We start from the raw sequence: 22,773 nt of genomic DNA, 5'->3' as shown, positions 1-22,773 counted from the left end.
CGCAGGCTGCGATCTTTTGACTTTAAAGATCAAGGTCAAAAGATCGCAGCCTCGTTTCACTCCGCAGCTCCTACGGGTATGCGTAGATTTCACATAGGGAATAGGCCATGTCTGTAGCGGTGATTCAAATGGTCAGCCAGAGCGACGTGCTGGTCAATCTGGCCCAGGCCCGTCGTCTGCTTGAGCAGGCGGCGACCGGTGGCGCGCGGCTTGCCGTGCTGCCGGAAAACTTCGCTGCCATGGGCCGGCGCGACATTGCTGACATCGGCCGCGCCGAAGCCTTGGGCGAAGGCCCGATCCTGCCGTGGTTGAAACAGACCGCCCGCGACCTCAAGTTATGGATAGTGGCCGGCACATTGCCGTTGCCGCCAGTGGATCAACCGACGGCCAAAGTGCATGCATGCTCGTTGCTGGTGGATGACCGCGGCGAAACCGTTGCGCGGTATGACAAGCTGCACCTGTTCGACGTAGACGTGGCGGATAATCGCGGGCGTTATCGCGAATCCGATGACTATGCTTATGGCAGTGGTGTGGTTGTTGCCGACACTCCGGTCGGTCGAGTCGGCCTGACGGTGTGTTATGACCTGCGTTTCCCGGAGCTGTACAGCGAATTGCGTGCGGCCGGCGCGGAATTGATTACCGCGCCGTCGGCCTTTACCGCGGTGACCGGCGCGGCCCATTGGGACGTGCTGATTCGCGCGCGGGCCATCGAAACCCAGTGTTACATGCTCGCGGCCGCCCAGGGTGGGACGCATCCGGGGCCACGAGAAACCTTTGGTCACGCCGCCATTGTCGACCCATGGGGGCGTGTGCTGGCACAACAAGATCAGGGCGAGGCCGTGCTGCTGGCCCAACGCGACAGCAGCGAACAGGCGTCCATCAGGGCGCGGATGCCGGTGTCCACTCACCGGCGCTTTTTCTCGCAGGGCGCCCAGCGACCTGCATCAGAACGACGAATTTAAGGCGTAAAGCATATGAGCGAGTTGTTGTCCTCCGTCAGTGAACACCTCCTGGCGCCCGGCGGCGTAACGATCGAGAGCCTGCAAGGTGTGCTCGGCGATCTGGCTGGCCCGGGCATCGATGCCGCCGACCTGTATTTCCAGGGGCAGATTTCCGAATCCTGGGCGCTGGAAGACGGGATCGTCAAGGAAGGCAGCTTCAACCTTGACCAGGGTGTCGGCGTGCGTGCGCAATCGGGTGAGAAGACCGGTTTTGCCTACAGCAATGCGATCACCCTCGAAGCGCTGGGCGCGGCAGCCCGTGCAGCCCGTTCGATCTCCCGGGCCGGGCAGAACGGCACTGTGCAGGCGTTCACCACCCAGGATGTCACCCAATTGTACGGGCCGGATAACCCGCTGGAAGTGATGACCCGTGCCGAGAAAGTCGAGCTGCTCAAGCGTATTGATGTGGCGACTCGCGCCCTCGACCCGCGTATCCAGCAAGTCACCGTGAGCATGGCCGGGGTCTGGGAGCGGATTTTGATTGCTTCCACCGACGGCGGGCTGGCGGCGGATGTGCGACCACTGGTGCGTTTCAACGTCAGCGTGATCGTCGAGCAGAATGGCCGTCGTGAACGCGGCGGTCATGGCGGTGGCGGTCGTACCGATTACCGCTATTTCCTCAGCGACGACCGCGCCATGGGCTATGCCCGCGAAGCGTTGCGTCAGGCGCTGGTGAATCTGGAAGCGATCCCGGCCCCGGCCGGTACGTTGCCGGTGGTGTTGGGTTCCGGTTGGTCAGGCGTGTTGCTGCACGAAGCTGTCGGCCATGGCCTGGAAGGCGACTTCAACCGTAAAGGCAGTTCGGCCTACAGCGGGCGCATGGGCGAGATGGTTGCCTCGAAGCTCTGCACCATCGTCGATGACGGCACCCTCGCCGGGCGCCGTGGTTCGCTGAGCGTCGACGACGAAGGCACCCCGACCGAGTGCACCACGCTGATCGAAAACGGCGTGCTCAAAGGTTATATGCAGGACAAGCTTAATGCGCGCCTGATGGGCGTGGCCCGCACCGGCAACGGTCGTCGGGAATCCTATGCGCACCTGCCGATGCCGCGCATGACCAACACTTACATGCTCGGTGGCGAAAGCGACCCGGCGGAAATCATCGCCTCGGTGAAAAAAGGCATCTACTGCGCCAACCTCGGCGGTGGCCAGGTGGACATCACCAGCGGCAAGTTCGTGTTCTCCACCAGCGAGGCGTACCTGATCGAAGACGGCAAGATTACTGCCCCGGTCAAAGGCGCGACGTTGATCGGCAACGGGCCGGAAGCCATGAGCAAGGTGTCGATGGTCGGTAACGATCTGGCGCTGGACAGCGGTGTGGGCACGTGTGGCAAGGATGGGCAGTCGGTGCCGGTGGGTGTCGGCCAGCCAACACTGAAAATTGATGCGATTACTGTGGGTGGCACAGGATCATAAGGGATGGAGCTTCGGGTGAGTTGCGAGGCAACCCACCCGATTCGAGCCTTAACGCAAACCGCGTTGAGTCTCGTCCAGCTCACGGATGTACTTGAAGATTTTACGGCTCGAAGCCGGTGGCTTGTTGGTCGCCAGTTCGTGCTGGGCCTGACGGATCAGGGAGCGCAATTGCTGACGATCAGCTTCCGGGTAGTCGAGCACGAACTTCTCCAGGACTGCATCGTCGCCCGCGATCAAGCGATCGCGCCAGCGTTCCAGGCCATGGAAACGTTCGTTGTACTGCCGAGTGGAGGCATCCAGTTGATCGAGCAGAGTCAGAATGGCGTCAGTGTCCTGATCGCGCATCAGTTTGCCGATGAACATAAGGTGCCGTTTACGCGCGATATTCGCGGTGTGCTTGGGCGCATCGGCCAAGGCCCGGCGCATAGCGTCGGTCAATGGCAGTTTTGCCAGCAAGTCAGGCTTGAGCGTTGTAAGGCGCTCGCCAAGGTCAACCAGAGCATGCAGCTCGCGTTTAACCTGGGATTTGCTTTTTTCTCCCGTATCGAGGGAGTCGTCGTAAGAATCAACCATGGTGGCCGTCCGCAAAGAAACGCCGCCATGATAACCAGTCGGGGGCCGCTTGTCCGGCCCGGTCGCTCGAAGGCCCCAGCCGAAAGCAGAATTTGAGTGGAGAACAGCATGAGTGCAGTTGAAAGCGTCGGCCCACAAGCGTTGCCGGCACTGCAAGAACAAGTCGAGCAGATCATCGCTGAAGCCAAGCGCCAGGGCGCCAGTGCCTGTGAAGTGGCCGTGTCGCTGGAGCAGGGCTTGTCGACCACGGTGCGTCAGCGGGAAGTCGAAACCGTTGAGTTCAATCGCGATCAGGGCTTCGGCATCACTTTGTACGTAGGCCAGCGCAAGGGCTCTGCCAGCACATCGGCCAGCGGCCCGGAAGCGATTCGCGAAACCGTCGCCGCGGCACTCGCCATCGCCAAGCACACGTCTGAAGACGAAGCCTCGGGCCTGGCGGATGCCGCGCTGATGGCCAAGGATCTGCAGGATTTCGACCTGTTTCATCAATGGGACATTACCCCGGAGCAAGCCATCGAGCAGGCCCTGGCCTGTGAAGCGGCGGCGTTTGCCGCCGACAGCCGGATCAAGAATGCCGACGGCACCACCCTCAGCACTCACCAGGGCTGCCGGGTTTACGGTAACAGCCACGGTTTTATCGGTGGCTACGCGTCGACTCGTCACAGCCTCAGTTGCGTGATGATCGCCGAAGCCGATGGCCAGATGCAGCGCGATTACTGGTATGACGTGAACCGTCAGGGCAATTTGCTGGCCTCTCCGGAGAGCATCGGCCAACGTGCCGCGCAACGGGCGGCGAGCCGTCTGGGCGCGCGTCCGGTGCCGACTTGCGAAGTGCCGGTGCTGTTTTCCGCGGAACTGGCCGGTGGCTTGTTCGGCAGTTTCCTGTCGGCGATTTCCGGTGGCAGTCTGTACCGCAAATCCTCGTTCCTCGAAGGTACCTTGGGGCAGAAGCTTTTCCCGGAATGGCTGACCATCGATGAGCGTCCGCATTTGATGCGCGCCTTGGGCAGTTCGGCCTTCGACGGCGATGGCCTGGCGACCTACGCCAAGCCGTTCGTGGAGAAGGGCGAGTTGGTGTCCTACATACTCGGCACCTACTCCGGTCGTAAGCTCGGCATGCCGAGCACCGCCAATGCCGGCGGCGTGCACAACCTGTTCGTCACCCACGGCGATGAAGATCAGGCAGCCTTGCTGCGCCGCATGGGCCGAGGCTTGCTGGTCACCGAACTGATGGGGCAGGGCCTGAACATGGTCACTGGCGATTACTCCCGTGGCGCGGCGGGTTTCTGGGTCGAGAACGGCGAAATCCAGTTCGCGGTGCAGGAGGTGACTATCGCCGGCAACATGCGTGACATGTTCAAGCAGATCATCGCAGTTGGTAATGACCTGGAACTGCGCAGCAATATTCGCACTGGGTCGGTGTTGATCGAGCGGATGACGGTGGCGGGTAGCTAACCTCCGATCGCTTCACAAAAAGGCGCGCCACCGTTGGGTGGCGCGCCTTTTTTTATGAGTTGGAAAAGATCCCTGTGGGAGCGGGCTTGCTCGCGAAGAGGCCATCACATTCGACATCAGCGTCGGCTGGTACACCGCTTTCGCGAGCAAGCCCGCTCCCACAAAGTACTCAGTGCTTTACTGTACTTGTTTTGGTTCTCATTATCATCTAATAATAAATCTCATTACCGAATGAGCCCGGATCATGAGTTCTGCCTTGCACGAGCAGCCTTACCTCGAAAGCTGGCGCTGGATGAGTCGCCAGATCCGTTGCGCCATGGACCCTGACGAACCGCGCCTGATCGAACATTACCTGGCCGAAGGCCGGTATCTGGCGTGTTGCACGGCCACCTCACCCTGGACCATCGCCGAAACCTCTTTGCGTTTACTGCTCGACACCGCCCTCGACGTCGCGCTGCCCTGGCACTGGCGCAGCTTGTGTCTCGACCAGGCCTGGCGGCCGTTGCGCGATCTCGAACGGCAGTCACTCTGCAAATGCCGCCTCAAACGCTGGCAAAGCTACGCGTGGCAATTGGCGACTTGCGAGTTGCAACCTTCGATTCCTCTCATAGAACTGGTGCAAGGATCTCCTGATGAATAACACACGTATCGAACGCGACAGCATGGGCGAGTTAAATGTCCCGATTGATGCTTTGTACGGCGCGCAAACCCAACGCGCGGTGGATAACTTCCCGATCAGCGGCAAACCGATGCCCGTGCAGTTCATCCGGGCGCTGATTCTGGCCAAGGCCGCTGCCGCCCGAGCCAACGTCGAGCTCAAACAGATTAGCGAATCCCAGGGCAAGGCGATCGTCGACGCCGCTCAAGGCCTGCTCGAAGGCGACTTCATGCAGCACTTTCCGGTGGATATCTTCCAGACTGGTTCCGGCACAAGTTCCAACATGAACGCCAACGAAGTGATCGCCACCCTGGCCAGCCGCTTGTTGGGCGAGCCGGTGAATCCCAACGATCACGTCAATTGCGGCCAAAGCAGCAACGACATCATCCCGACTGCCATCCATGTCAGCGCCGCATTGAGCTTGCATGAGCAATTGCTGCCGGCGCTGGTGCATCTGGTGCAGGTGATCGAGTACAAGGCCGAGCAGGTTCATCCGTTCGTCAAAACCGGGCGTACCCATTTGATGGACGCCATGCCTGTGCGCATGAGTCAGGTGCTCAATGGTTGGGCGCAACAGCTCAAGGCCAATATCGGTCACCTGCAGGATCTGCTGCCAAGCCTGCAATCGCTGGCCCAGGGCGGCACGGCGGTGGGTACCGGGGTCAATGCCCATCCGCAGTTTGCGGCGCGTTTCAGCCAGCAACTCAGCCAGCTGACTCAGGTGCAGTTCACGCCGGGCAAGGACCTGTTTGCGCTAATCGGCTCGCAGGACACGGCGGTCAGCGTTTCAGGGCAGCTCAAGGCTACAGCGGTTTCCTTGATGAAAATCGCCAACGACCTGCGCTGGATGAATTCCGGCCCGTTGGCCGGGCTCGGTGAAATCGAACTCGAAGCCTTGCAGCCCGGCTCGTCGATCATGCCCGGCAAGGTTAATCCGGTGATCCCGGAAGCCACCGCGATGGTCGCCGCTCAGGTGATTGGCAACGACACGGTGATCACCGTCGCCGGTCAGTCGGGCAATTTCGAGTTGAACGTCATGCTGCCGATCATCGCCCAGAACCTGCTGAGCAGTATCGAGATGCTGGCCAACGCCAGCCGACTGCTGGGCGACAAGGCTATTGCCAGCTTCAAGGTCAACGAGGCCCGGCTCAAGGAAGCGCTGTCGCGCAATCCGATTCTGGTCACTGCACTCAACCCGATCATTGGTTACCAAAAAGCCGCTGAGATTGCCAAGAAGGCTTATCAGCAGGGCCGGCCGGTGATCGATGTCGCCCTGGAACACACCGACCTAACGCGCAGCCAACTGGAAGAATTGCTCAACCCAGAGAAGCTCACCGCAGGCGGCGTGTAATCACCGCTACCGCTTTGGAGGCTCACCATGGAGCACTGGAAACGCACGATCGAAAGAGCAAATCGCTGTTTCATGCTGGGGGAGCTGATCGATGCCCGCGAGGCCTACTTGCAGGCATTGGCCTTGGCCCAGGTGTTGTTCGAGCGCTGGGCGGATGCCGACGAAGCGGTGGCGGCTTGCGTGATTTCCCACCATAACCTGGCGGACCTGCACCTGCGTCTGAACCAGCCGGAGGAGAGCGCCGAGTACCTGTGCGCGATCCATCAACGGCTTTTACAGACCATGCAAGACCCGCGACTGGCGCCGGCTTTGCGTGAAGCCGCGCTGCGCCAGAGCAGCAAAACCTATGTCGAGCTGCTGAATTTCATCAGCGAACACGGTGAGTATCCGCGCACCCACAGATTGCTGCGCACCGACACCGCTTCGACCTCGCATCAGCCTGCGCCCTTACAACATGGAGTTCATTGAAATGGCTTTTACCTTGCCTGCCTTGCCATACGCCTATGACGCCCTGGAACCGCACATCGATGCGCAAACCATGGAAATCCACTACACCAAACACCACCAGACCTACATCAACAACCTCAACGCTGCAGTCGAAGGCACTGAATTTGCTGAATGGCCGGTGGAAAAACTGGTGGCGGCTGTCCAGCAATTGCCGGAAAAGCTCCGTGCTGCAGTGATCAATCAGGGCGGTGGGCATGCCAACCATTCGTTGTTCTGGGAAGTGATGGCACCCAACGGGGGAGGCCAACCTGAAGGCACGCTGGCCAAGGCGATCGACGAACAGCTGGGTGGTCTCGACAGCTTCAAGGAGGCCTTCACCAAAGCGGCGCTGACCCGTTTCGGCAGCGGTTGGGCCTGGTTGAGCGTGACGCCGCAAAAGACCTTGATCGTTGAAAGCAGCGGCAACCAGGACAGCCCGTTGATGAACGGCAATACGCCGATTCTCGGCCTGGACGTCTGGGAACATGCTTATTACCTGCGTTATCAGAACCGTCGTCCGGATTACATCAATGCGTTCTACAACGTGATCAATTGGCCTGAAGTCGCTGCGCGTTATCAGGCTGCGCTGGTTTAAGTCTTCTGTAAAAACAATCCAGGGCTGACTATGGGCACTGAAACACTGGCGGTCGGAAGTGGACGGATGTTTCGTTACGCACTGGGATCGCTGTTACTGCTGGCGGGCATGACGTTATTGGCTGCTCAAGGGCTGAGCTGGCTGGACCTCGAACCGAAACTGCAGCGCGCCCTGGAAGGCGGGGCGATTTGCGCCTTGGGTACGGCTTTGGGCGCGGTGCCGGTGCTGGTGATTCGGCGGATACCCCAGGCAGTCAGCGATTCGCTGCTGGGTTTCGGCGCCGGAGTGATGCTCGCGGCGACAGCGTTTTCGCTGATCGTGCCCGGCATTGCCGCGGCTGAAAGCCTCGGGCTGACGCCTTGGGCGGCCAGCGGCCTGATCAGCTTCGGCATCCTTCTGGGCGCATTCGGGTTGTTTCTGGTGGATCGCAGGGTGTCTGGCGCTACGCCCGAAATGCTCGTGGGGACACTGAAGCGATCGGTGATTGCACCCCGGATCTGGTTGTTTGTGTTTGCCATTATCGCCCACAACATCCCCGAAGGCATGGCGGTTGGCGTGTCGGCGGGCGGTGGCATGCCTGACGCCGACAGCCTGGCCATGGGCATCGCCTTGCAGGATGTGCCGGAAGGGCTGGTGATCGCGTTGGTGTTGGCCGGAGCAGGGATGTCGCGGGTCAAGGCGTTCCTGATCGGTGCTGCATCAGGGTTGGTCGAGCCGGTCTTCGCACTGTTGTGCGCCTGGCTGGTGAGCCTGGCCGAACTGTTGTTGCCTTTGGGGCTGGCACTGGCGGCCGGTGCGATGCTGCTGGTGGTGACTCACGAAGTCATCCCCGAATCGCGCCGCCATGGTCACGACAAACTGGCCAGCCTTGGGCTGCTGATCGGGTTTTGTCTGATGATGGTGATGGATACAGCGTTGGCTTGAAAAACAGGATCAAAAGATCGCAGCCTCGTTTCACTCGACAGCTCCTACAAGGATCGGCATACCGTAGGAGCTGTCGAGTGAAACGAGGCTGCGATCTTTTGCTGTTTATTCGCCTTCGTCGAAGAAGTTGTTGATCAGTGCCGCCAATGCATCCAGCGCTTCCTGTTCCTGCTCGCCTTCGGTATTCAGGTGAATTGTGGTGCCTTTGCCAGCGGCCAGCATCATCATGGCCATGATGCTTTTGCCGTCGATCATTGATTCCGGTGTACGGCCAACCCTGATCTGGCAAGGATACTGACCCGCTACCCCAACGAATTTTGCAGACGCGCGGGCATGCAGGCCCAGCTTGTTGATGATTTCGATTTCCAGAGCAGGCATCGCGATGTGAATCCTTTAGCTGAGGTCGCGGTGGCGGACCTGGACGTTCTTCAGGGTTTTTTGCAGGACCTGACCCAGACGTTCGGTCAGGTAGACAGAGCGGTGATGCCCGCCAGTGCAGCCAATGGCAATGGTGACATAGGCGCGATTGCTGGCAGCAAAGCGGGGTAGCCATTTGAGCAAGTATGAGGAAATGTCCTGGAACATCTCTTCGACGTCCGGCTGTGCCGCCAGGTACTCGGCCACCGGTTGATCGAGCCCGGACTGTGCCCGTAGCTCCGGCTTCCAGTAAGGGTTGGGCAGGCAGCGCACGTCGAACACCAGATCGGCGTCCACCGGCATGCCACGCTTGAACCCGAAAGATTCCACCAGGAACGCGGTGCCGGGCTCCGGCTGATTCAGCAGGCGCAGCTTGATGGTATCGCGTAGCTGATACAGGTTCAGATTGGTGGTATTGACTTTGAGGTCGGCCAAATCGGCGATAGGCCCCAGCAGATTGGTTTCGTCCTCTATCGCCTCCGCCAGCGAACGATTGGCGCTGCTCAACGGGTGACGACGGCGAGTTTCCGAAAAGCGCTTGAGCAAGGTTTCTTCGTCAGCGTCCAGATACAGCACATCGCACTGGATATGCCGGCTGCGGACCTCCTCCAGCAATTCGGGGAACCGTGACAGGTGGCTTGGCAAGTTGCGTGCATCGATGGACACGGCCACCAGCGGTTGTGCCAGTTCGGTGTGAATCAGCGCACGTTCGGCCAGCTCCGGCAGCAAGCCGGCAGGCAGGTTGTCGATGCAGTAGTAGCCGTTGTCCTCGAGAACATCGAGGGCGGTGCTTTTACCTGAGCCGGAGCGGCCACTGACGATGATCAGGCGCATGATTAATGACCGTTCTGCTCGTCCAGGACAACCTGATACAAGGCTTGGTTGCTCGGGGCGCTGCGCAGTTTTTCACGCACTTCCTTGCGATCCAGCATGCTGGCGATCTGGCGGAGCAATTCCAGGTGCGCATCGGTGGCGGCTTCCGGGACCAGCAGCACAAACAGCAGGTCAACCGGGGCACCGTCGATGGCATCGAAATCGATAGGGGCTTCCAGGTGCAGCAGCGCACTGATTGGCGAGGTGCAGCCTTTGAGCCGGCAGTGGGGGATGGCGATGCCGTTGCCGAAACCGGTAGAACCGAGTTTCTCACGGGCAATAAGGGCCTCGAAGACGTCCTGCATTTCCAGATCCGGTACTTCGCGGTGGATAAGGTTGGCAATTTGCTCGAGGGCTTTCTTTTTACTGCCACCCGGCGCGTTCACTTGGGAACGGCCGGGGGTCAGGATGGTTTCTAGTCGGATCATGGATTGGGGGTGTTAACGACCGGTCGCGCCCTGGAGGAGGCTCTGGGTCTTTTCCTTATGCTTTTTAAGTTGGCGATCCAGCTTGTCGGTCAGCAGGTCGATGGCGGCATACATGTCCGTATGCTCGGCATTGGCGACCACTTCTCCGCCGGGAATATGCAGCGTGGCTTCGATCTTCTGCAGCAGTTTTTCGACGTTCATCGTGACTTGCACATTGGTGATCTTGTCGAAATGCCTCTCTAATCGGTCGAGTTTTTCGCCGATGTAGGTGCGCAGGGGTTCGGTCACTTCCAGTTGGTGTCCACTGATGTTGACTTGCATACAGCTTCTCCTTCGTTGCCAGTGCATAAAGCGGCAGGCAGAAATGCCTGCCACTGGAACGCTGTGGCGAGCCCGGCGGCTACATCAACCGCTTCCGTTCGCTGGAAGGCGCGATCCCCAGGGATTCGCGGTACTTGGCGACGGTGCGACGGGCTACCTGAATGCCTTGTGCCTCCAGTAAACCAGCGATCTTGCTGTCACTCAACGGCTTTTTCTGATTTTCCGCGGCAACCAGTTTTTTGATGATCGCGCGGATCGCCGTGGACGAGCATTCACCGCCTTCAGAGGTACTGACGTGGCTGGAAAAAAAGTATTTCAGTTCATAGATGCCCCGTGGGGTATGCATGAATTTTTGCGTGGTTACCCGTGAAATCGTCGATTCATGCATGCCGACTGCTTCGGCAATGTCATGCAGCACCAACGGCTTCATGGCTTCGTCACCGTATTCGAGAAAGCCGCGTTGATGCTCGACGATCTGGGTGGCGACTTTCATCAGGGTTTCATTGCGGCTTTGCAGGCTCTTGATGAACCAGCGAGCCTCCTGCAGCTGGTTACGCATGAACGTGTTGTCAGCGCTGGTATCGGCGCGGCGCACGAAACCGGCATATTGGGCATTGACCCGCAGGCGTGGCACCGATTCCTGGTTCAGCTCCACCAGCCAGCGCTCGTTGTCCTTGCGCACGATCACGTCGGGAACGACGTATTCGGCTTCGGTGGACTCGATTTGTGAACCCGGGCGTGGGTTGAGGCTCTGGACCAATTCGATGACCTGGCGCAGCTCATCTTCCTTGAGCTTCATGCGGCGCATCAGCTGGCTGTAATCGCGGCTGCCGAGCAGGTCGATGTAATCGGTGACCAGGCGCTTGGCTTCGGCCAGCCAAGGGGTCTTGGCGGACAACTGGCGCAGTTGCAGTAGCAGGCATTCACCGAGGTTGCGGGCGCCGATGCCAGCGGGTTCGAATTGCTGGATGCGGTGCAGGACGGCTTCGATTTCGTCCAGTTCGATGTCCAGCTCCGGGTCGAACGCTTCGAGGATTTCCTCGAGAGTTTCGTCCAGGTAGCCCTGATTGTTGATGCAGTCGATCAGGGTCACGGCGATCAGGCGATCGGTGTCGGACATCGGTGCCAGGTTCAGTTGCCAGAGCAAATGGCTTTGCAGGCTTTCACCGACCGATGTGCGGGTGGTGAAATCCCACTCGTCGTCATCGTTGCTAGGCAGGCTGCTGGCGCTGGTCTGGTAGACATCCTCCCAGGCTGTGTCGACGGGCAATTCGTTGGGGATGCGCTCGTTCCAGTCGCCTTCCTCAAGGTTGTCCACCGTCGGGGCGGTTTCCTGGTAGGAGGGTTCCTGAATGTCGGCGTTGGGTTTCTGTTCGGCGCTATCGGCCAAGGGGTCGGCGTTATCGAAGTCGTCGCCTTCTTCCTGGCGTTCGAGCATCGGATTGGACTCCAGAGCCTCCTGGATTTCCTGTTGCAGGTCCAGGGTCGACAATTGGAGCAGGCGGATGGCCTGTTGCAGCTGCGGTGTCATCGTCAGCTGCTGGCCCATTCTCAAGACTAGCGATGGTTTCATGGCAGGGGCTTAACACCTTATTCGCCGGCGCACATGCGCCATCCACTACAGGGCGCCGAAGCGCCAAACATAAGCAAATTATATGCCCGAAACTGAAGTGTTTGCCTAGAGCGCTGTAACAATAAAAAGTTATTGATTTTTTATTGAAACGAGCGCCCCTTCGACGACCCGGGCACCTCAGGTGCTTACAGGCGGAACTCGTGGCCCAGATACACTTCCTTGACCAGTTCATTGGCGAGGATGGTGGCGGAGTCACCTTCAGCAATCAGTTGGCCATCGTTGACGATGTAGGCGGTTTCGCAGATATCCAGGGTCTCACGAACGTTGTGGTCCGTGATCAGCACGCCAATGCCTTTAGCCTTGAGGTGATGGATGATCTGCTTGATGTCGCCCACCGAAATCGGGTCCACGCCGGCGAAGGGTTCGTCGAGGAGGATGAACTTCGGGTTGGTAGCCAGTGCCCGGGCGATTTCCACACGGCGGCGTTCACCACCGGACAGGCTCATGCCGAGATTGTCGCGGATGTGATGGATGTGAAATTCCTGCAGCAGGCTTTCCAGCTCTTGGCGACGACCGGCCTGATCGAGCTCCTTGCGGGTCTCGAGGATGGCCATGATGTTGTCGGCCACCGACAGTTTGCGGAAGATCGACGCTTCTTGCGGAAGATAGCCGATGCCCGCCTTCGCACGACCGTGCATCGGCTGGTGGCTGACGTCCAGGTCGTCGATCAGTACGCGGCCTTGATCGGCCTGTACCAGGCCGACAATCATATAGAAACAGGTGGTTTTACCGGCGCCGTTAGGGCCAAGCAGGCCGACGATCTGACCGCTGTCGATGGACAGGCTGACGTCGCGCACGACCTGACGGCTCTTGTAGCTCTTGGCCAGATGCTGAGCTTTCAGAGTTGCCATTACTGGGCCTTTTGCTCGTCGGTTTTCTTCTTCGGCTGGATCACCATGTCGATGCGAGGGCGTGCCTCGGTGACCTTGTTACCCGTGGCGCGACCGGCGCTCGCAAGCTTTTTGACCGTGTCGTAGACGATTTTCTCGCCTTGGGTGACGTTGTTGTCCTTATCGATGACCTTGGCGCGATCGATCAGCACTACGCGGTTTTGCGAGGCGTGATACTGGATAGTTACGCCGTAGCCCTGGACCGGCTTGGTATCGCCCGCCGTTTGCATTTGCTCGAAGTAGGCGAGGTTGCCCACCGAAGTCACCACGTCGATGTCGCCGGCCGGGGTGCGGGTGATGGTCACGGTATTGCCGGTGACCTTCATCGAGCCTTGGGTGATGATCACATCGCCCTTATAGGTGGCAACGCCGTTCTTGTCGTCCAGTTGGGCATCGTCGGCCTGAATGCGGATAGGCTGCTCTTGATCGTTCGGCAGAGCCCAGGCGCTCACGCTTCCCAGTGCTGCGCCCAGACTGAGCAAAATAGGGAGAGTTTTAACGAGCCTCATACTGTCCTCTTACGTTCGATAGCAGGTGTATCCTGCTTTCTTTCAAGTACGCTTTCATTCCGTTGCCTGTCGATACACCGCCGGCGCCGTCGATTCTAACGGGTTGATCGGTCTGCGCATATTGCTGCTGCGGGAACACTGTCATACGGGTGGTGGTAATCAGGGTTTTACGGTTTTTTTCGTCGAAACGCGTGATACGTACCGAGTCAATCAGCTCGACCTGAGTGCCGTCCGGGTTGACTTCGCCGCGCTCGCTCTGGACGTGCCAGGGGAATTCGGTGCCACGGAACATGTTCAGGTCCGGATTGGTCAGCAACGTCACCTCGCTCGCTTTCACGTGTTCGACCTTGTCCGACGTCATCTCGTATTGCAGTTTGCCGTCGGGCAGGTACTGCACGCTGTGGGCGTTGATGGCGTAATAGTCGATCGCGGTTTCATCGACCTTCACCACCGGCTTGTCGAGGAAACGCTCCGGGCTGATGTTCCAGTAGCCGACCGCTGCAAAAATCGCGGCGATGCAACCGAACACCAGGATGTTACGAATTTTCTTGCTCAGCATGATGGGCTCACAGGTATGCGGCGTTGGCCGCATCGAGGCGGCCTTGGGCGCGCAGGATCAATTCGCAGAATTCGCGAGCGGCCCCCTCGCCACCGCGGGCCTGGGTGATGCCGTGGGCGTGTTCGCGCACGAAACTGGCGGCGTTGGCCACTGCCATGCCAAGGCCTACGCGGCGAATCACCGGCAGGTCCGGCAGGTCGTCGCCCAGGTAGGCCACTTGTTCATAGCTCAGGTTGAGCTGGCCAAGAAGTTCGTCGAGCACCACCAGTTTGTCTTCGCGACCCTGATAAAGGTGCGGAATGCCGAGGTTCTTCGCGCGCCGTTCAACCACCGGGGTCTTGCGGCCACTGATGATAGCGGTCTGCACGCCCGCGGCCATCAACATCTTGATGCCCTGGCCGTCGAGGGTGTTGAACGTCTTGAATTCGCTACCGTCTTCGAGGAAGTACAGGCGCCCGTCGGTCAGCACACCATCGACGTCGAACACCGCCAGTTTGATCTGTTTGCCGCGTTGCAGCAGGTCCGTGCTCATTACATTACTCCCGCACGCAGCAAATCGTGCATGTTCAAGGCGCCGACCGGACGGTCTTCGCTGTCGACCACTACCAGTGCGTTGATCTTGTGGTCTTCCATGATTTTCAGGGCCTCGGCGGCGAGCATCTCGGCGCGGGCGGTCTTGCCGTGGGCGGTCATCACTTCATCAATGGTGGTGCTGTGGATATCGATGGTGCGGTCCAGCGTGCGGCGCAGGTCGCCGTCGGTGAAGATCCCGGCGAGTTTTCCATCCGTACTCAGTACAACGGTCATGCCCAATCCCTTACGGGTCATTTCCATCAAGGCATCCTTGAGCAGCGTACCGCACATCACTTGCGGCAATTCGGTGCCGGCATGCATGACGTTTTCCACTTTCAGCAACAAGCGGCGGCCAAGGGCGCCGCCCGGGTGGGAAAAGGCGAAGTCTTCGGCGGTAAAGCCGCGAGCTTCAAGCAAGGCAACGGCGAGAGCATCACCCATGACCAGTGCCGCGGTGGTCGACGAGGTGGGTGCCAGATTCAGCGGGCAGGCTTCGTGTTCGACGCTTACATTGAGGTTGACTTCCGCCGCCTTGGCCAGCGGCGACTCGGGGTTGCCGGTCAGGCTGATCATTTGAATGCCCTGGCGTTTGATCAGCGGCAGCAAGGTGACGATCTCGTTGGTGGAGCCGGAGTTCGACAGCGCCAGAATGATGTCATCACGGGTGATCATGCCCATATCGCCATGGCTGGCCTCGGCCGGATGCACGAAGAACGCTGTGGTGCCGGTGCTGGCCAGGGTGGCGGCAATCTTGTTGCCGATGTGCCCCGATTTGCCCATGCCGACCACGACTACGCGGCCTTTGCTGGCCAGAATCATCTCGCACGCACGTACGAAATCCGCATTGATATGGGGTAGCAAGCCTTGTACGGCTTCCAGTTCCAAACGGATGGTACGTTGTGCGGATTGAATCAGGTCGCTGGATTGGTTCATGTCGGAAATCAAATAGCCTGATGAAAAGGCGGCGATTATAACGGTAATGATCAAAACCCTCACGCTAGTTCGTCGCGGTTTGTCATTCCTTGTTACCGAATCCTCTCTAAATGGATGATTTCGGGCGGTCATGTTGCTGAACATGCCCGGCTTGGGCCTTGGGCGCTTGAGCTTTGCAGTGATATAGTTCGCCGCCAGTTCGGCCTGCCCGGGGAGGTATGTGCTTTCGCCAGAAAGCCAGGCGTCCGAGTGAGAGGCTGCATCGCAAGGAGTTTAGATGAGTGCCGATAACGCCTACGCGGTCGAGCTGAAGGGACTGACCTTCAAGCGCGGTACGCGCAGCATTTTCAATAACATCGATATCCGCATCCCGCGCGGCAAGGTTACCGGCATCATGGGACCTTCCGGGTGTGGCAAGACCACGCTGTTGCGGCTGATCGGCGCACAGTTGCGCCCCACCAGCGGCGAAGTCTGGGTCAATGGCCAGAACCTGCCAACACTGTCGCGCAACGATCTGTTCGATGCGCGCAAGCACATGGGTGTGCTGTTTCAGAGCGGTGCGTTGTTTACCGACCTTGATGTGTTCGAGAACGTCGCTTTTCCGCTACGTGTTCATACAGCGCTGCCGGAAGAAATGATCCGCGACATTGTCCTGCTCAAATTGCAGGCTGTTGGCTTGCGTGGCGCCATCGACCTGATGCCTGACGAATTGTCTGGCGGCATGAAACGTCGCGTCGCGCTGGCCCGGGCAATTGCTCTCGATCCGCGAATCCTGATGTACGACGAGCCTTTCGTCGGCCAGGACCCGATCGCCATGGGCGTGCTGGTGCGCTTGATCCGCTTGCTCAACGATGCGCTGAACATCACCAGCATTGTGGTTTCCCACGACCTGGCCGAGACCGCGAGCATCGCCGACCACCTCATCGTGGTGGGCGACGGGCAAGTGTTGGGGCAAGGCACTCCCAAGGATCTGATGAAATCGGATGAGCCACGTATTCGTCAATTCTTGACTGGCGAACCCGACGGCCCGGTCGCATACCACTTTCCAGCGCCGGATTACCGCGCAGATCTTCTGGGGAAGCGTTGATGCGCAAGATCACACTAATAGAAAGGGTGCGCCGTTTCGGTCATGCCGGCATCGATGTGATGGCGGTGTTCGGGCGTTCGGCGTTGTTCCTGTTCCATGCCTTGCTCGGTCGTGGCGGCATCGGCGGCGGTTTCGGCTTGCTGGTCAAGCAACTGCATTCGGTGGGCGTGATGTCCCTGGTGATCATCGTGGTCTCCGGGGTGTTCATCGGCATGGTGCTGGCCCTGCAGGGGTTCAATATTCTGTCCAGCTACGGTTCGGAACAGGCCGTCGGGCAGATGGTCGCGTTGACGCTGCTGCGTGAACTGGGGCCGGTGGTCACGGCCTTGCTGTTCGCCGGGCGCGCAGGGTCGGCGCTGACCGCCGAAATCGGCAACATGAAGTCCACCGAGCAATTGTCCAGCCTGGAAATGATCGGGGTCGACCCGCTCAAGTACATCATTGCCCCGCGCCTGTGGGCCGGTTTCATTTCCTTGCCGGTACTGACGACGATTTTCAGCGTGGTGGGTATCTGGGGCGGTTCGTGGGTGGCCGTCGACTGGCTGGGTGTCTATGAAGGCTCCTACTGGTCGAACATGCAGAACAGCGTGACGTTTGTCGACGATGTGCTCAACGGTATTATCAAAAGCATCGTTTTTGCCTTCGTCGTGACCTGGATCGCCGTATTCCAAGGCTATGACTGCGAGCCCACTTCCGAGGGGATCAGTCGTGCCACTACCAAGACCGTGGTGTATGCCTCTTTGGCTGTACTTGGCCTGGACTTTATCTTGACCGCCTTGATGTTTGGAGATTTCTGATGCAAAACCGCACCCTGGAAATCGGTGTCGGCCTTTTCTTGCTGGCTGGCATCCTGGCTTTGCTGTTGCTTGCGCTGCGGGTCAGTGGCCTGGCTCCGACGGCGAGCACCGATACTTATAAACTTTATGCGTATTTCGACAATATCGCCGGTTTGACGGTCAGAGCTAAAGTGACCATGGCCGGTGTCACCATCGGCAAAGTCACCGCAATCGATCTGGATCGCGACAGCTTCACCGGTCGGGTGACCATGCAACTGGAAAAGCGCGTAGATAATCTGCCGACCGACTCCACTGCATCTATCCTGACCGCTGGCCTGTTGGGTGAGAAATACATCGGTATCAGCGTGGGCGGGGAAGAAACCCTGCTCAAGGAAGGGGGAACCATCCACGACACGCAGTCGTCGCTGGTGCTCGAGGACCTGATCGGTAAATTCCTGCTCAATACCGTTAGCAAAGACGCCAAATGAGGAGCTTTTGAATGATCTCTATCTTGCGACGTGGCCTGTTGGTAATACTCGCGGCTTTGCCGATGATGGCTAACGCCGTGGCGGCGCCTTCCGCGCACGATCTGGTACAGGACACCACCACCCGGTTGTTGGCGGATCTTGCTGCCAACAAAGAAAAGTACAAGCAGGACCCGCAGGACTTTTATACGGCGCTGAATGCCATCGTCGGGCCTGTGGTGGATGCCGAAGGCATTTCCAAGAGCATCATGACGGTCAAGTATTCACGCAAGGCCACGCCCGAGCAGATGCAGAAGTTTGTCGAGAACTTCAAAAAAGGCCTGTTCCAGTTCTATGGCAATGCTTTGCTTGAGTACGACAACCAGGGCATCGTCGTCGATCCTGCCAAGGATGAGTCAGGCGACCGTACCAGCGTTGGCATGACGGTCAAGAGTAGCAGCGGCGCGATCTATCCTGTGTCTTATACACTCGAGAAGATCAACGGCGAGTGGAAGCTGCGCAACGTGATCATCAACGGCATCAACATTGGCAAGCTGTTCCGCGATCAGTTTGCTGATGCGATGCAGCGCAATGGCAACGACCTGGACAAGACCATCAACGGTTGGGCCGGGGAAGTCGCCAAAGCCAAGGAAGCCACCGAACAATCTACCGAGAAGCAAACCCAATGAGTGAGTCGGCCATTCGCATGAGCGAATCCGGCGAACTGCTGCTCAGTGGCGTGCTGGATTACCGGACAGGCCCGAACCTGCGCAAGCAGGGGCAGGCGCTGATCAAGTCCAGTAACGCGGCTGCGCTGGTGGTTGATTGCTCAGCGGTGGAGAAGTCCAGCAGCGTTGGCTTGTCGCTGTTGCTGTGCTTCATGCGCGATGCCCAGGCGGCCGGCAAGGCCCTGAGCATTCGCGCGATGCCCGACGATATGCGTGAAATCGCTCAGGTCAGCGAATTGACCGAGCTGTTGGCGCACCCCTGAACCGCATCTATAAAGAAGCCCCCCGTCAGAGTCCTGTGAATGCGGGGTTCGCAGGCGCGGGGCTTTTTTGTATGATGTCCGACCCGCGCGCACAGGGCGCCGATTGAGGTTGAGCATGCAGGCCGTAGAAGTGAAGAGCTTCCTTGAAGGAAAGCTGCCAGGAATTCAGGTAGAAGTTGAAGGCGAAGGCTGCAACTTTCAGCTGAACGTGATTAGCGATGAACTGGCGGCACTGAGCCCGGTCAAGCGTCAGCAAAGCATCTATGCCCATTTGAACCCGTGGATCGCCGATGGCAGCATCCATGCGGTCACTATGAAATTTTTCAGCAGCGCGGCCTGGGCCGAGCGCACCTGAGCCCAAGGGCGTCGAGATTCTTATGGATAAATTGATTATTACTGGCGGTGCTCGTCTTGATGGCGAAATCCGCATCTCCGGGGCAAAGAACTCTGCCCTGCCGATCCTGGCTGCCACCCTGCTGTGCGATGGCCCGGTGACCGTTGCCAACCTGCCGCACCTGCACGACATCACCACGATGATCGAGCTGTTCGGTCGCATGGGCATCGAGCCGGTGATCGACGAGAAGCTCAGCGTCGAAATCGACCCGCGCACCATCAAGACCCTGATCGCGCCGTACGAACTGGTGAAAACCATGCGTGCCTCGATCCTGGTGCTGGGCCCGATGGTTGCACGTTTCGGTGAAGCCGAAGTCGCACTGCCTGGCGGTTGCGCCATTGGTTCGCGCCCGGTTGACCTGCACATTCGTGGCCTCGAAGCCATGGGCGCGGTCATCGACGTCGAAGGTGGCTACATCAAGGCCAAGGCTCCTGAAGGCGGCCTGCGCGGCGCGCACTTCTTCTTCGATACCGTCAGCGTGACCGGTACCGAGAACATCATGATGGCAGCCGCTCTGGCCAAGGGCCGCAGCGTGCTGGCGAACGCCGCTCGCGAGCCTGAAGTCGTCGACCTGGCGAACTTCCTGAACGCCATGGGCGCGAAGGTTTCCGGTGCCGGTACTGACACCATCACCATCGATGGCGTCGAGCGTCTGCACACCACCACTTACAAAGTGATGCCTGACCGTATCGAAACCGGCACCTACCTGGTGGCGGCGGCGGTGACCGGCGGTCGTGTGAAGGTCAAGGACACTGATCCGACCATCCTCGAAGCCGTTCTGGAAAAACTTCGCGAATCGGGTGCTGAAATCACCTGCGGCGAAGACTGGATCGAGCTGAACATGCACGGCAAGCGGCCGAAAGCCGTCAACGTGCGGACCGCTCCATACCCGGCGTTCCCGACCGACATGCAGGCGCAGTTCATCTCCCTCAACGCCATTGCCGAAGGCACTGGTGCGGTGATCGAGACGATCTTCGAAAACCGCTTCATGCACGTTTACGAACTGCACCGCATGGGCGCTCACATCCAGGTCGAAGGCAACACCGCCATCGTCACCGGTATCGAGAAGCTCAAGGGCGCGCCAGTAATGGCCACCGACCTGCGTGCTTCGGCCAGCCTGGTGATCTCGGCGCTGATCGCCGAAGGCGATACCCTGATCGACCGCATCTACCACATCGACCGTGGTTACGAGTGCATCGAAGAGAAACTGCAGATGCTCGGCGCGAAGATCCGCCGCGTACCGGGCTAGTTTCTGCTGCATGGGCGCAAGGACGCGCCCGTTGATTTTGTTCAAGTCGGGGCTGGTAACGGCCTCGATGTATGTCCGGCGCCGTTTGCGACCGGGCATGAGTACCTTGATAAGGACTGACGTTTCCCATGTTGACCATCGCACTGTCCAAGGGCCGCATCCTTGACGACACCCTGCCGCTTCTGGCTGAAGCGGGTATCGTGCCGACCGAGAATCCGGACAAGAGCCGCAAGCTGATCATCCCCACGACCCAGGCCGATGTGCGCCTGCTGATCGTGCGCGCCACCGATGTGCCGACCTACGTCGAGCATGGTGCCGCCGACCTGGGCGTCGCCGGTAAAGACGTGCTGATGGAGTATGGCGGCCAGGGTCTGTACGAACCTCTGGATCTGCGAATTGCCCTCTGCAAGCTGATGACCGCCGGCCGTGTCGGCGATGTCGAGCCCAAGGGGCGTCTGCGGGTGGCGACCAAATTCGTCAACGTCGCCAAGCGTTACTATGCCGAGCAAGGCCGTCAGGTCGACATCATCAAGCTCTACGGCTCGATGGAGCTGGCGCCGCTGATCGGTCTGGCGGACAAGATCATCGACGTGGTCGACACCGGTAACACTCTGCGTGCCAATGGCCTGGAGCCCCAGGATTTCATTGCCGACATCAGCTCCCGGCTGATCGTCAACAAAGCTTCGATGAAAATGCAGCACGCCCGAATCCAGGCGTTGATCGACACCCTGCGCAAGGCAGTGGAGTCTCGACACCGCGGCTGATTCACCCGCGCGACCTTGAGTCGCGCCCGTCTATCCGCCTCATAGCCAGAATTCTCAGGTGCCCAAGCGGAAACGACTGCTAAGTTAGGGCGCCTGAGTTTTTGCCATTCCTATGAGGCTCTCGCTATGACCGCACCGACTGCAATTCGCCGACTCAACGCTGCTGACCCGGATTTCGCACATCATCTGGATCATCTGCTGAGCTGGGAAAGTGTGTCTGACGACTCGGTCAATCAGCGAGTGCTGGACATCATCAGGGCAGTGCGCGAACGCGGCGACGCGGCGCTGGTGGAATTCACCCAGAAGTTCGACGGCCTGCAAGTCGCCTCCATGGCAGATTTGATCCTGCCGCGTGAACGCCTGGAACTGGCCCTGACCCGCATCACCGCGCCTCAGCGTGAAGCCCTGGAAAAAGCCGCGACTCGCGTGCGCAGCTACCACGAAAAACAGAAGCAGGATTCCTGGAGCTACACCGAAGCTGACGGCACTGTGCTGGGCCAGAAAGTCACGCCGCTGGATCGCGCCGGTCTGTATGTGCCGGGCGGCAAGGCGTCGTACCCGTCATCGGTGCTTATGAACGCGATTCCGGCCAAGGTGGCAGGTGTGACCGAAGTGGTCATGGTCGTGCCGACTCCGCGCGGTGAAGTCAACGAACTGGTGCTGGCCGCGGCCTGTATCGCGGGCGTCGACCGGGTGTTCACCATCGGCGGTGCCCAGGCTGTTGCGGCGCTGGCTTACGGCACCGAAAGCGTGCCGAAGGTCGACAAAGTGGTCGGCCCTGGCAACATCTATGTCGCCACCGCCAAGCGCCACGTGTTCGGTCAGGTCGGCATCGACATGATCGCCGGCCCCTCCGAGATCCTCGTGGTGTGTGACGGTCAGACCGATCCGGACTGGATTGCCATGGACCTGTTCTCCCAGGCCGAGCACGACGAAGACGCCCAGGCGATTCTGGTCAGCCCGGACGCCGAGTTCCTCGACAAGGTCGCCGCCAGCATCGCCAAATTGCTGCCGACCATGGAGCGCGCCGAGATCATCGAAACCTCGATCAATGGTCGCGGAGCGCTGATCAAGGTTCGCGACATGGAACAAGCGATTGAAGTTGCCAACCGTATCGCGCCGGAACACCTGGAGTTGTCGGTTGCCGATCCACAGGCCTGGTTGCCGCAGATCCGCCACGCCGGCGCGATCTTCATGGGCCGCCACACCTCCGAAGCGCTGGGCGACTACTGCGCTGGCCCGAACCACGTGCTGCCAACGTCCGGCACCGCGCGCTTCTCTTCGCCACTGGGTGTTTACGACTTCCAGAAACGTTCGTCGATCATCTTCTGCTCCGAGCAGGGTGCCTCCGAACTGGGCAAAACCGCTTCCGTGCTGGCCCGTGGCGAGTCGCTGACCGCCCACGCCCGCAGCGCCGAATACCGTATCGTTGACGATAAGAAGGGCAACTGAA

28 protein-coding genes are annotated in these 22,773 nt (G+C 59.4%); 17 read left to right on the top strand and 11 right to left on the bottom strand.

The window, feature by feature from the left end:
• Window positions 1-107: 107 nt before the first annotated feature.
• Together PMI36_RS18760 and tldD are read left to right on the top strand one after the other, a co-directional pair.
• The gene (locus tag PMI36_RS18760) at window positions 108-962 is read left to right on the top strand and encodes a carbon-nitrogen hydrolase family protein (protein ID WP_008070629.1); all 855 of its coding nucleotides are present in this window, start codon (window positions 108-110) and stop codon (window positions 960-962) included.
• A gap of 12 nt (window positions 963-974) precedes the next feature.
• The gene (gene tldD, locus PMI36_RS18765; protein ID WP_008070627.1) at window positions 975-2,417 is read left to right on the top strand and encodes a metalloprotease TldD; all 1,443 of its coding nucleotides are present in this window, start codon (window positions 975-977) and stop codon (window positions 2,415-2,417) included.
• Window positions 2,418-2,465: 48 nt separating this feature from the next.
• On the opposite strand, the gene yjgA is transcribed toward tldD, so the two are convergent.
• The gene (gene yjgA / locus PMI36_RS18770) at window positions 2,466-2,990 is read right to left on the bottom strand and encodes a ribosome biogenesis factor YjgA (protein ID WP_007901505.1); all 525 of its coding nucleotides are present in this window, start codon (window positions 2,988-2,990) and stop codon (window positions 2,466-2,468) included.
• Window positions 2,991-3,098: 108 nt separating this feature from the next.
• Here yjgA and pmbA point away from each other — a divergent pair, with 108 nt between their 5' ends.
• The 6 genes from pmbA to PMI36_RS18800 all read left to right on the top strand — a co-directional run bounded on the left by pmbA (window position 3,099) and on the right by PMI36_RS18800 (window position 8,459).
• Complete coding sequence (pmbA, locus tag PMI36_RS18775) at window positions 3,099-4,445, top strand: metalloprotease PmbA (protein ID WP_008070625.1); 1,347 nt, start codon at window positions 3,099-3,101, stop codon at window positions 4,443-4,445.
• 244 nt (window positions 4,446-4,689) lie between these two features.
• On the top strand, window positions 4,690-5,085 hold the full coding sequence (locus PMI36_RS18780; protein ID WP_008070623.1) for a hypothetical protein: 396 nt from the start codon (window positions 4,690-4,692) through the stop codon (window positions 5,083-5,085).
• Window positions 5,078-6,454, top strand: a complete 1,377-nt coding sequence (locus PMI36_RS18785) for a class II fumarate hydratase (RefSeq protein ID WP_008070621.1) — start codon at window positions 5,078-5,080, stop codon at window positions 6,452-6,454. The genes PMI36_RS18780 and PMI36_RS18785 overlap by 8 nt, the downstream gene beginning before the upstream one ends.
• A gap of 27 nt (window positions 6,455-6,481) precedes the next feature.
• On the top strand, window positions 6,482-6,922 hold the full coding sequence (locus tag PMI36_RS18790; protein WP_008070619.1) for a hypothetical protein: 441 nt from the start codon (window positions 6,482-6,484) through the stop codon (window positions 6,920-6,922).
• A 1-nt stretch (window position 6,923) separates the two neighbouring features.
• Window positions 6,924-7,535, top strand: a complete 612-nt coding sequence (locus PMI36_RS18795) for a superoxide dismutase (RefSeq protein ID WP_008070618.1) — start codon at window positions 6,924-6,926, stop codon at window positions 7,533-7,535.
• A 30-nt stretch (window positions 7,536-7,565) separates the two neighbouring features.
• On the top strand, window positions 7,566-8,459 hold the full coding sequence (locus PMI36_RS18800) for a ZIP family metal transporter (protein ID WP_008070617.1): 894 nt from the start codon (window positions 7,566-7,568) through the stop codon (window positions 8,457-8,459).
• A 105-nt stretch (window positions 8,460-8,564) separates the two neighbouring features.
• Here the strand turns inward: PMI36_RS18800 and PMI36_RS18805 are convergent, their stop codons facing one another.
• From PMI36_RS18805 to PMI36_RS18850, 10 genes are all read right to left on the bottom strand, one after another.
• A complete protein-coding gene (locus tag PMI36_RS18805) occupies window positions 8,565-8,837 on the bottom strand; it encodes an HPr family phosphocarrier protein (RefSeq protein ID WP_008070614.1) in 273 nt (90 codons plus the stop codon).
• A gap of 15 nt (window positions 8,838-8,852) precedes the next feature.
• On the bottom strand, window positions 8,853-9,710 hold the full coding sequence (gene rapZ / locus PMI36_RS18810; RefSeq protein WP_008008622.1) for an RNase adapter RapZ: 858 nt from the start codon (window positions 9,708-9,710) through the stop codon (window positions 8,853-8,855).
• Between the two features lie 2 nt (window positions 9,711-9,712).
• On the bottom strand, window positions 9,713-10,177 hold the full coding sequence (ptsN, locus tag PMI36_RS18815) for a PTS IIA-like nitrogen regulatory protein PtsN (protein WP_008070599.1): 465 nt from the start codon (window positions 10,175-10,177) through the stop codon (window positions 9,713-9,715).
• Between the two features lie 12 nt (window positions 10,178-10,189).
• The gene (gene hpf, locus PMI36_RS18820) at window positions 10,190-10,498 is read right to left on the bottom strand and encodes a ribosome hibernation-promoting factor, HPF/YfiA family (protein WP_003178005.1); all 309 of its coding nucleotides are present in this window, start codon (window positions 10,496-10,498) and stop codon (window positions 10,190-10,192) included.
• A gap of 79 nt (window positions 10,499-10,577) precedes the next feature.
• Entirely contained in the window at window positions 10,578-12,071 is a 1,494-nt protein-coding gene (locus PMI36_RS18825; RefSeq protein WP_032830276.1) for an RNA polymerase factor sigma-54, read from the bottom strand.
• A 185-nt stretch (window positions 12,072-12,256) separates the two neighbouring features.
• The gene (gene lptB, locus PMI36_RS18830; protein ID WP_008070596.1) at window positions 12,257-12,982 is read right to left on the bottom strand and encodes an LPS export ABC transporter ATP-binding protein; all 726 of its coding nucleotides are present in this window, start codon (window positions 12,980-12,982) and stop codon (window positions 12,257-12,259) included.
• Window positions 12,982-13,530, bottom strand: coding sequence for a lipopolysaccharide transport periplasmic protein LptA (gene lptA / locus PMI36_RS18835; RefSeq protein ID WP_008070594.1), 549 nt, complete (start codon window positions 13,528-13,530; stop codon window positions 12,982-12,984). The genes lptB and lptA overlap by 1 nt, the downstream gene beginning before the upstream one ends.
• On the bottom strand, window positions 13,517-14,089 hold the full coding sequence (gene lptC / locus PMI36_RS18840) for an LPS export ABC transporter periplasmic protein LptC (RefSeq protein WP_008070592.1): 573 nt from the start codon (window positions 14,087-14,089) through the stop codon (window positions 13,517-13,519). Before lptC ends, lptA begins: the two co-directional genes overlap by 14 nt.
• Before the next feature lie 7 nt (window positions 14,090-14,096).
• Window positions 14,097-14,621, bottom strand: a complete 525-nt coding sequence (locus tag PMI36_RS18845; RefSeq protein ID WP_008070590.1) for a KdsC family phosphatase — start codon at window positions 14,619-14,621, stop codon at window positions 14,097-14,099.
• On the bottom strand, window positions 14,621-15,595 hold the full coding sequence (locus PMI36_RS18850; RefSeq protein ID WP_032830275.1) for a KpsF/GutQ family sugar-phosphate isomerase: 975 nt from the start codon (window positions 15,593-15,595) through the stop codon (window positions 14,621-14,623). The genes PMI36_RS18845 and PMI36_RS18850 overlap by 1 nt, the downstream gene beginning before the upstream one ends.
• Before the next feature lie 277 nt (window positions 15,596-15,872).
• Here PMI36_RS18850 and PMI36_RS18855 point away from each other — a divergent pair, with 277 nt between their 5' ends.
• From PMI36_RS18855 to hisD, 9 genes are all read left to right on the top strand, one after another.
• Window positions 15,873-16,682, top strand: a complete 810-nt coding sequence (locus tag PMI36_RS18855; protein ID WP_008070586.1) for an ATP-binding cassette domain-containing protein — start codon at window positions 15,873-15,875, stop codon at window positions 16,680-16,682.
• Entirely contained in the window at window positions 16,682-17,479 is a 798-nt protein-coding gene (gene mlaE, locus PMI36_RS18860; RefSeq protein WP_008070585.1) for a lipid asymmetry maintenance ABC transporter permease subunit MlaE, read from the top strand. Before PMI36_RS18855 ends, mlaE begins: the two co-directional genes overlap by 1 nt.
• Window positions 17,479-17,946, top strand: coding sequence for an outer membrane lipid asymmetry maintenance protein MlaD (gene mlaD / locus PMI36_RS18865; RefSeq protein WP_008070583.1), 468 nt, complete (start codon window positions 17,479-17,481; stop codon window positions 17,944-17,946). Before mlaE ends, mlaD begins: the two co-directional genes overlap by 1 nt.
• Before the next feature lie 11 nt (window positions 17,947-17,957).
• The gene (locus tag PMI36_RS18870; RefSeq protein WP_008070582.1) at window positions 17,958-18,611 is read left to right on the top strand and encodes an MlaC/ttg2D family ABC transporter substrate-binding protein; all 654 of its coding nucleotides are present in this window, start codon (window positions 17,958-17,960) and stop codon (window positions 18,609-18,611) included.
• Window positions 18,608-18,913, top strand: coding sequence for an STAS domain-containing protein (locus tag PMI36_RS18875; RefSeq protein ID WP_008070580.1), 306 nt, complete (start codon window positions 18,608-18,610; stop codon window positions 18,911-18,913). The genes PMI36_RS18870 and PMI36_RS18875 overlap by 4 nt, the downstream gene beginning before the upstream one ends.
• A 115-nt stretch (window positions 18,914-19,028) precedes the next feature.
• Entirely contained in the window at window positions 19,029-19,268 is a 240-nt protein-coding gene (locus PMI36_RS18880) for a BolA family protein (protein ID WP_008070578.1), read from the top strand.
• A gap of 22 nt (window positions 19,269-19,290) precedes the next feature.
• Window positions 19,291-20,556, top strand: a complete 1,266-nt coding sequence (gene murA, locus PMI36_RS18885; protein ID WP_008070575.1) for a UDP-N-acetylglucosamine 1-carboxyvinyltransferase — start codon at window positions 19,291-19,293, stop codon at window positions 20,554-20,556.
• A 128-nt stretch (window positions 20,557-20,684) separates the two neighbouring features.
• Window positions 20,685-21,320, top strand: a complete 636-nt coding sequence (hisG, locus tag PMI36_RS18890) for an ATP phosphoribosyltransferase (protein ID WP_007901570.1) — start codon at window positions 20,685-20,687, stop codon at window positions 21,318-21,320.
• A gap of 126 nt (window positions 21,321-21,446) precedes the next feature.
• Window positions 21,447-22,772: a histidinol dehydrogenase gene (hisD, locus tag PMI36_RS18895; RefSeq protein WP_008070573.1), complete on the top strand. Its 1,326-nt coding sequence runs from the start codon at window positions 21,447-21,449 to the stop codon at window positions 22,770-22,772.
• Window position 22,773 lies beyond the last annotated feature (1 nt).

It is taken from the genome of Pseudomonas sp. GM79, assembly GCF_000282495.1.
In the GTDB taxonomy this organism is placed as follows: domain Bacteria; phylum Pseudomonadota; class Gammaproteobacteria; order Pseudomonadales; family Pseudomonadaceae; genus Aquipseudomonas.
This window is presented reverse-complemented; position numbering and strand designations above follow the sequence as displayed.